At 70.4% G+C, this 5,183-nt stretch carries 6 protein-coding genes and 1 pseudogene; 4 read left to right on the top strand and 3 right to left on the bottom strand.

Features of this window, described 5'->3' with window-relative positions; all coding sequences use genetic code 11:
• The 3 genes and pseudogenes from ACWDAK_RS40550 to ACWDAK_RS40540 all read right to left on the bottom strand — a co-directional run.
• Nucleotides 1–365: hypothetical protein (locus tag ACWDAK_RS40550; protein ID WP_449806576.1), on the bottom strand; the 365-nt coding region annotated here is incomplete at its 3' end.
• Between the two features lie 242 nt (nt 366–607).
• Nucleotides 608–1,137, bottom strand: a pseudogene (locus ACWDAK_RS40545) (class I SAM-dependent methyltransferase).
• Between the two features lie 246 nt (nt 1,138–1,383).
• Nucleotides 1,384–1,899, bottom strand: coding sequence for a hypothetical protein (locus tag ACWDAK_RS40540; protein ID WP_427396281.1), 516 nt, complete (start codon nt 1,897–1,899; stop codon nt 1,384–1,386).
• Between the two features lie 187 nt (nt 1,900–2,086).
• Between ACWDAK_RS40540 and ACWDAK_RS40535 the strand changes: the two genes are divergently transcribed.
• The 4 genes from ACWDAK_RS40535 to ACWDAK_RS40520 all read left to right on the top strand — a co-directional run bounded on the left by ACWDAK_RS40535 (nt 2,087) and on the right by ACWDAK_RS40520 (nt 4,460).
• On the top strand, nt 2,087–2,242 hold the full coding sequence (locus ACWDAK_RS40535; RefSeq protein ID WP_344638829.1) for a hypothetical protein: 156 nt from the start codon (nt 2,087–2,089) through the stop codon (nt 2,240–2,242).
• Between the two features lie 59 nt (nt 2,243–2,301).
• Nucleotides 2,302–3,219, top strand: coding sequence for an NADP-dependent oxidoreductase (locus ACWDAK_RS40530; protein ID WP_427396280.1), 918 nt, complete (start codon nt 2,302–2,304; stop codon nt 3,217–3,219).
• A 164-nt stretch (nt 3,220–3,383) separates the two neighbouring features.
• Nucleotides 3,384–3,677 (top strand): hypothetical protein, encoded by a 294-nt coding sequence (locus ACWDAK_RS40525; protein ID WP_427396279.1) that lies wholly within the window; start codon nt 3,384–3,386, stop codon nt 3,675–3,677.
• Nucleotides 3,678–4,277: 600 nt separating this feature from the next.
• Complete coding sequence (locus tag ACWDAK_RS40520) at nt 4,278–4,460, top strand: hypothetical protein (protein ID WP_344638826.1); 183 nt, start codon at nt 4,278–4,280, stop codon at nt 4,458–4,460.
• Nucleotides 4,461–5,183: the final 723 nt, after the last annotated feature.

Genomic DNA, 5,183 nt, shown 5'->3' with positions numbered 1-5,183 from the left:
GGCACCTGGTGCCGCACCGCGTCCAAGGCGCGTTCCAGTGCGTCCAGCGCGTCCAGCGCGTCGTTGGCGCGGGGATCCTCGCCGTCCTCGCCCGCGGCGCGGACCTGTTCGAGGCGCTGGAGGAACCGGAGCGCGAGGCGTTCGGCGTCCCGCGCGGCCGCGACCGGCCCCTGCGCGGACGACAGGTCGACGTCCGCGCTTTCCGGGCGCCGGGAAACAACTCCCTTGTCGGCGGGGACGGCGATAGTGGACGCGGCCAGGACGTTGGCGATGGCCGGGTGCTGCCGCTCTTGCCGGCGCCGACGCGAGGCCTTCGACGCGCACGACTCCCCGCAGTACCGCGAACGGCGCCCCGTCGCCTTCACCGCCAACGGCTCCCCGCACTCCCGGCACACCCGCCCCGCCGACGTCTCACCGTCAACCGCGTTTCCCGGCGCCCGAAAGCCCATGGCGGCGATCTTACTGTCCGTTCTCCGTGCACTTCGCCAACGCGGAGCCGCTGACCTACGGCGCGTCAGGTTCATCAAGACGGTTCGGGGATGCCTGGCTCAGGGATCACGGCACTTCTTGGGTCTCGATGTGGTGTCCGAGTCCGGTGCGTTCGTGTTCAGACCGTGTGACGGTCCGCCAGAGAGCCGTGGTTCGGATGTACTTCGCTGCCGAGAGGCGGGCACCGCGCGAAAAGGAGCGCCCCCGGCACACTCTCGTCGGGCTCGATCAGCATGTGGGCCTCAACCGTCAACCCAGCATCGCGCAGCCAGGCCGCCGCTTGGTCAGGCTGGCGGCGGTGGACGTGGACCTTCATCGGGTGACCGTCGTAGCCCTGCGTCTTCAGCCGCGACTCGGTGCCGACGTGAAAGCCGAGCAGTAGCGGTCCGCCAGGACGCAACACCCGCCGGAAGTGACCGAAGACCGCGGGAACCGCATCGTCGGGGACGTGAATCAGCGACCAAAAGGCGGGCAGGCCAGCGACCGACTCGTCGGCAAGATCGAGGTCCGTCATCGAGCCCACCTCGAACCGCAGGCTGGGATGGTCACGCCGAGAACGTCGATCATCACGGGTGAAAGGTCGACACCGAAGGCGTCGAGACCCAACTCGTGCAGGTGGGCGGTGACGTGTCCCGGGCCACAGCCCACGTTCGCCACCGGTCCGCCATGGTCGGCCCCGGGTACGTCGAGCGGCCACCTCACTGCTGGCAGCGGTCAGCGGGTCTGCTCCGGCTTGGCAATCGGGCCCTCGCCCGCCCGCAGTCGTCGCCGCACGGGCCTTGGCGACAGGCGCGTTGGTGGCTCCGGTCAACCCTGGCCCCCCTTCGGGGCGCCTGGGGCGCGATCGGGTGATGGCTGAACGTTGCGTGCACCGGCAGTAGGCCGGTTGCGACATCACACCGCGACATCGCCGGACACCGGTTGTGCCCCAGCTCCCGTCATCGGAACTCCGACCCGGCCGCTCTCATCCGGAAGCAGCAGGTCAGCCGTCCTTGGGCGCGACGCGCTGCCCCGCCCGCTCGCTCGCTCCGTCACCCGGCGATGCAGAAGCTGACCGTACCCACTGCCGAGGCCGGACCAGGCTGCCGCAGTGATGTGCAGGTGCAGTTGGGCGCCGTCGGGCCATGGGCCGTGGGAGAGGAGAACCGAACCGGTCCGACGGAGGTGGGCGGCTAGGCGGGCGGTGGTGCGGGGCTGCAGCCAGGTGTGCGGTCGGACCAGGAGGACGTCGCAGACCGGGGCGAGGGCGGCGACGACTTCGGGGAGGTGTTCGCCGGGTTCGTCGACCAGGAGGAGGCGGTTCATCGGGATGCCGTGGCCGATGACTGCGGCCAGTCCGAGGTCGGGCAGGTTGATGGCGGCGGACCAGGTCGCGGGCGTCGCGTCAGCCGGCCCTGCCGCGAGGGCCAAGGGCAGTGACAGGTCGGTGCGATCCCTGGTGCAGGCGCCACTGGCCCGCCGATGCGGATCTCCACCCATTGCCAGCGCGGCTCGGGCAGGTCGCTGCCATCCTCTGAAAGCCCGGTCGCCGCAGGTCAGGATGGGTAGGCATCCAACAGGGGCGGGACGTGACGAGGACCGGACCTGGAGGCTGACGATGTCGAACGCGATCGCGAAGCTCTCGATCACCTTCAGCCTGGTGTCGATTCCGGTGACCGTGACGGCCGCGACCGGTCCCGGCCGAGATGCCGTCACCGCCTTCAATCCGACCGAGCGGATCAGCGGGCGGACGATCATCCGCGTTCGTCCGTGAGCAACACGTGGCCATCCCCGCAACCACCAAAGAGACACATGACCGAGGAGACAATTCCCATGAAGGCGATCGTGGTGACGGACCAAGCCGCAGGAACGGCCGGGATGACGCTGACGGAGCGGCCCGAGCCGGAGCCGGCGATAAACGATGTCGCCGTTCAGATTCATGCGTCGGGATTCGTCCCGACCGAGATGGCGTGGCCCTCGACCTGGACCGATCGCCTCGACCGCGACCGAACACCGTCGATCCCCGGACATGAGCTGGCCGGAGTGGTCACCGCCCTCGGCTACGGCACGACGGGTCTCTCGGTGGGACAGCGAGTGTTCGGCCTCACCGACTGGCATCGCGACGGCACCCTCGCCGAGTACGCGGCCGTCGAGGCACGCAACCTCGCGCCGTTGCCGGGCGACGTCGACTTCACCGTGGGCGCGAGCCTGCCGATCTCAGGCCTCACCGCGTGGCAGGGCCTGTTCCAGCACAGCCACCTCCAGGCGGGGCAGAGCGTACTCGCGCACGGCGCGGCCGGCGCAGTCGGGACGATGGTGACGCAGCTCGCACGAGAGGCCGGCGCCTACGTCATCGGCACCGGACGTGCCGCTGACCGTCAGAAGGCACTCGACTTCGGCGCAATGGAGTTCGTCGACCTCGACAACGACACCCTGGAAGACGTCGGCGAAGTCGACCTGGTCTTCGATGTCATCGGCGGCGACATCCAGAAGCGATCCGCAGGCCTGATCCGGGCCGGAGGAACACTGGTAACCATCGTTGGGCCGCCTGAGGCGCGGACCGCCCACGGCCTGGCGATCGACTTCGTTGTCGAGTCCGATCGTGCCCAACTGGGTGAGATCGTCCAGCGGGTGCGGGACGGACGGCTGCGGACGAACATCGGCGACGTCGCGACCCTCGACGATGCCGTCGCCGCCCTCAACCCGACCGAGCGACGCCAGGGGAAGACGATCATCCGCGTTCGTCCGTGAGGACTCGGGGACAGCCGGGGACAGCGCAGTCCTTCCGTCCTCATAGATCAGCATCAGCCGCGTAGCGATGTCGGCCGCCCTGCCCGTCGAGGACCGCGTCGACGCCCGCACCCAGCTCAACCACATCGACGACCGCGGGCCGACAGGCGCGGCATAGGGCACCCATGTCCAGCTGGCTGGGCCCGGATGCGGGCCACCCGCGGTGCGCCGAGGCTGGGATGGTGAGCGTCATCGTCGTCCTGGAGAACCCCGGCTCACCTGACCTGGTGATGGTCCACGCGGCGCCGTCCGCCCCGGACGTGCCCGGCGACCCGGGCCCGCTCACCGCCTGTGGGATCGACACCACCGAAATGGTCACCTACCCGTGGCAGCCGAGCAGGCCTGGCCAGCGCTGGTGGCAGCCCGAACTCCGCGACCGGGTCCGCCCCCGCTGTGACCAGGCCGTCCGGGTCGCGTAGAGCCCGGGAACGCAATCCTGGAGGTGGGACGGAGGTGCGGGTCATGACCATCGAGCAGGACTACGCGCGCCGAGCCGTGGCCGACACAGTCGCCTACCGGGAAGCTGTGACGGGCATCGGCTGGGACCGGCTCGTCAAGGCCGGCTACGCCTGGGGCCATACCCCTGCATCCACTGCGGAGAGCCCGGCCAGGACGACGACCCATGGGGGTACACCTGCGGCGCCTGCGGATTCGAATACCTCAACGCCGAACCCTGACCAACAGCCGGGGACGGGGACTCGGTGGCGGGCGGTTGTATGGGAGACGGCGTGGTGGGGGCTGCCGCCGGGGGTGCGAGTGTGACCGAGACCGACGGGGCGGATGCGGCGTGGTCCGGGTCGGGTCGGAGGATCGGCGCACACCACCGCCTGGGACGGCAAGCCCGCCGTACTGTGGCGCAAGCGCATCGCCAGGCACATCCGGAACTGCCCGCACTGCGCCGGGCACCAGCACACTCTGGTACCGGTTGAGGGACTCCTCGCCGGCCTCCCGCTGCTGCTCCCGCCACCGCACCTGGCCGCCTCACAGCACCTGGCCGCGCGGTCAGGCCGAGTCGCAGGATGGTCAGGTCCACGAAGTCGGCGGCCGGATCGACGACCTGTGTCAGCTCCTGCAGATCCGGCACGGGTACGGTGGTCGTGCCGCTCGGCGTGCCGGTGGGCGTGCTGGTCGCCGTCGGGGTCGCCGCGGCACTCGCCGTCGCGGTCGCGGTGACCGCCTGGCCCGGCGTACTGGTCGGCTGAGCCGAGGAAACGGACGTGGCGCCGCCCTCCGGTGACAACACCCCGGCCGCGGCGGATCGTCTTCCGAGAACGCCCCACCCGTGATCGCCACCAGCCCCATCACCCCGGCCACCGTCGTCAGCCGACGCGGCCGCCTCGCGGCCCGCCGCCGACCACGCCCCCGACCGTGCCGCGACACCCCCGACCGGCCACCGTCCGCAGCTCCCGACTCGGACGCCACCGCATCGATCACCACGGTCTAGAACTCACTACTCACGGATCCGCCTTCGCTCCTCGCCGACGCGTCGTTCGCGCCGCCCTCCAGGAGACCGCCGGGCCGGATCCCGATAACGAAAACCAGAGAGCGGCTCTGCTCGGCCGGCTGAACCAAGTCCTCGACCCGGCAGACTGACTTCGGGTCCGTGGCCGCGGTGATACGGCCGGTGCCGGCGGCAGCATCATTGGGCAGCGAGATGAGACGTGTCGGCGGACCAGCCGGCCCTCGCTGCCCACGGTGACTCTTGACCTGCTGGTTGCCTTCGTCCTTGCGGCGGTAGGCGAGGGCGTGAAGCCGGGTGGCGGCGCAGCCCCAACACCGCCGCCCCGGCCCGACCTGACCCGGCAACCGCGGCTTCACGGTCCGGCGGCCGACCAGCGGACAAGGCCGGGGCCAGCGCACTCGTGCGCTGGCCCCGGCCTTGGTAGTAGCGGGGACAGGATTTGAACCTGCGACCTCTGGGTTAT

It is taken from the genome of Kitasatospora sp. NPDC001175, assembly GCF_053598215.1.
This window is presented reverse-complemented; position numbering and strand designations above follow the sequence as displayed.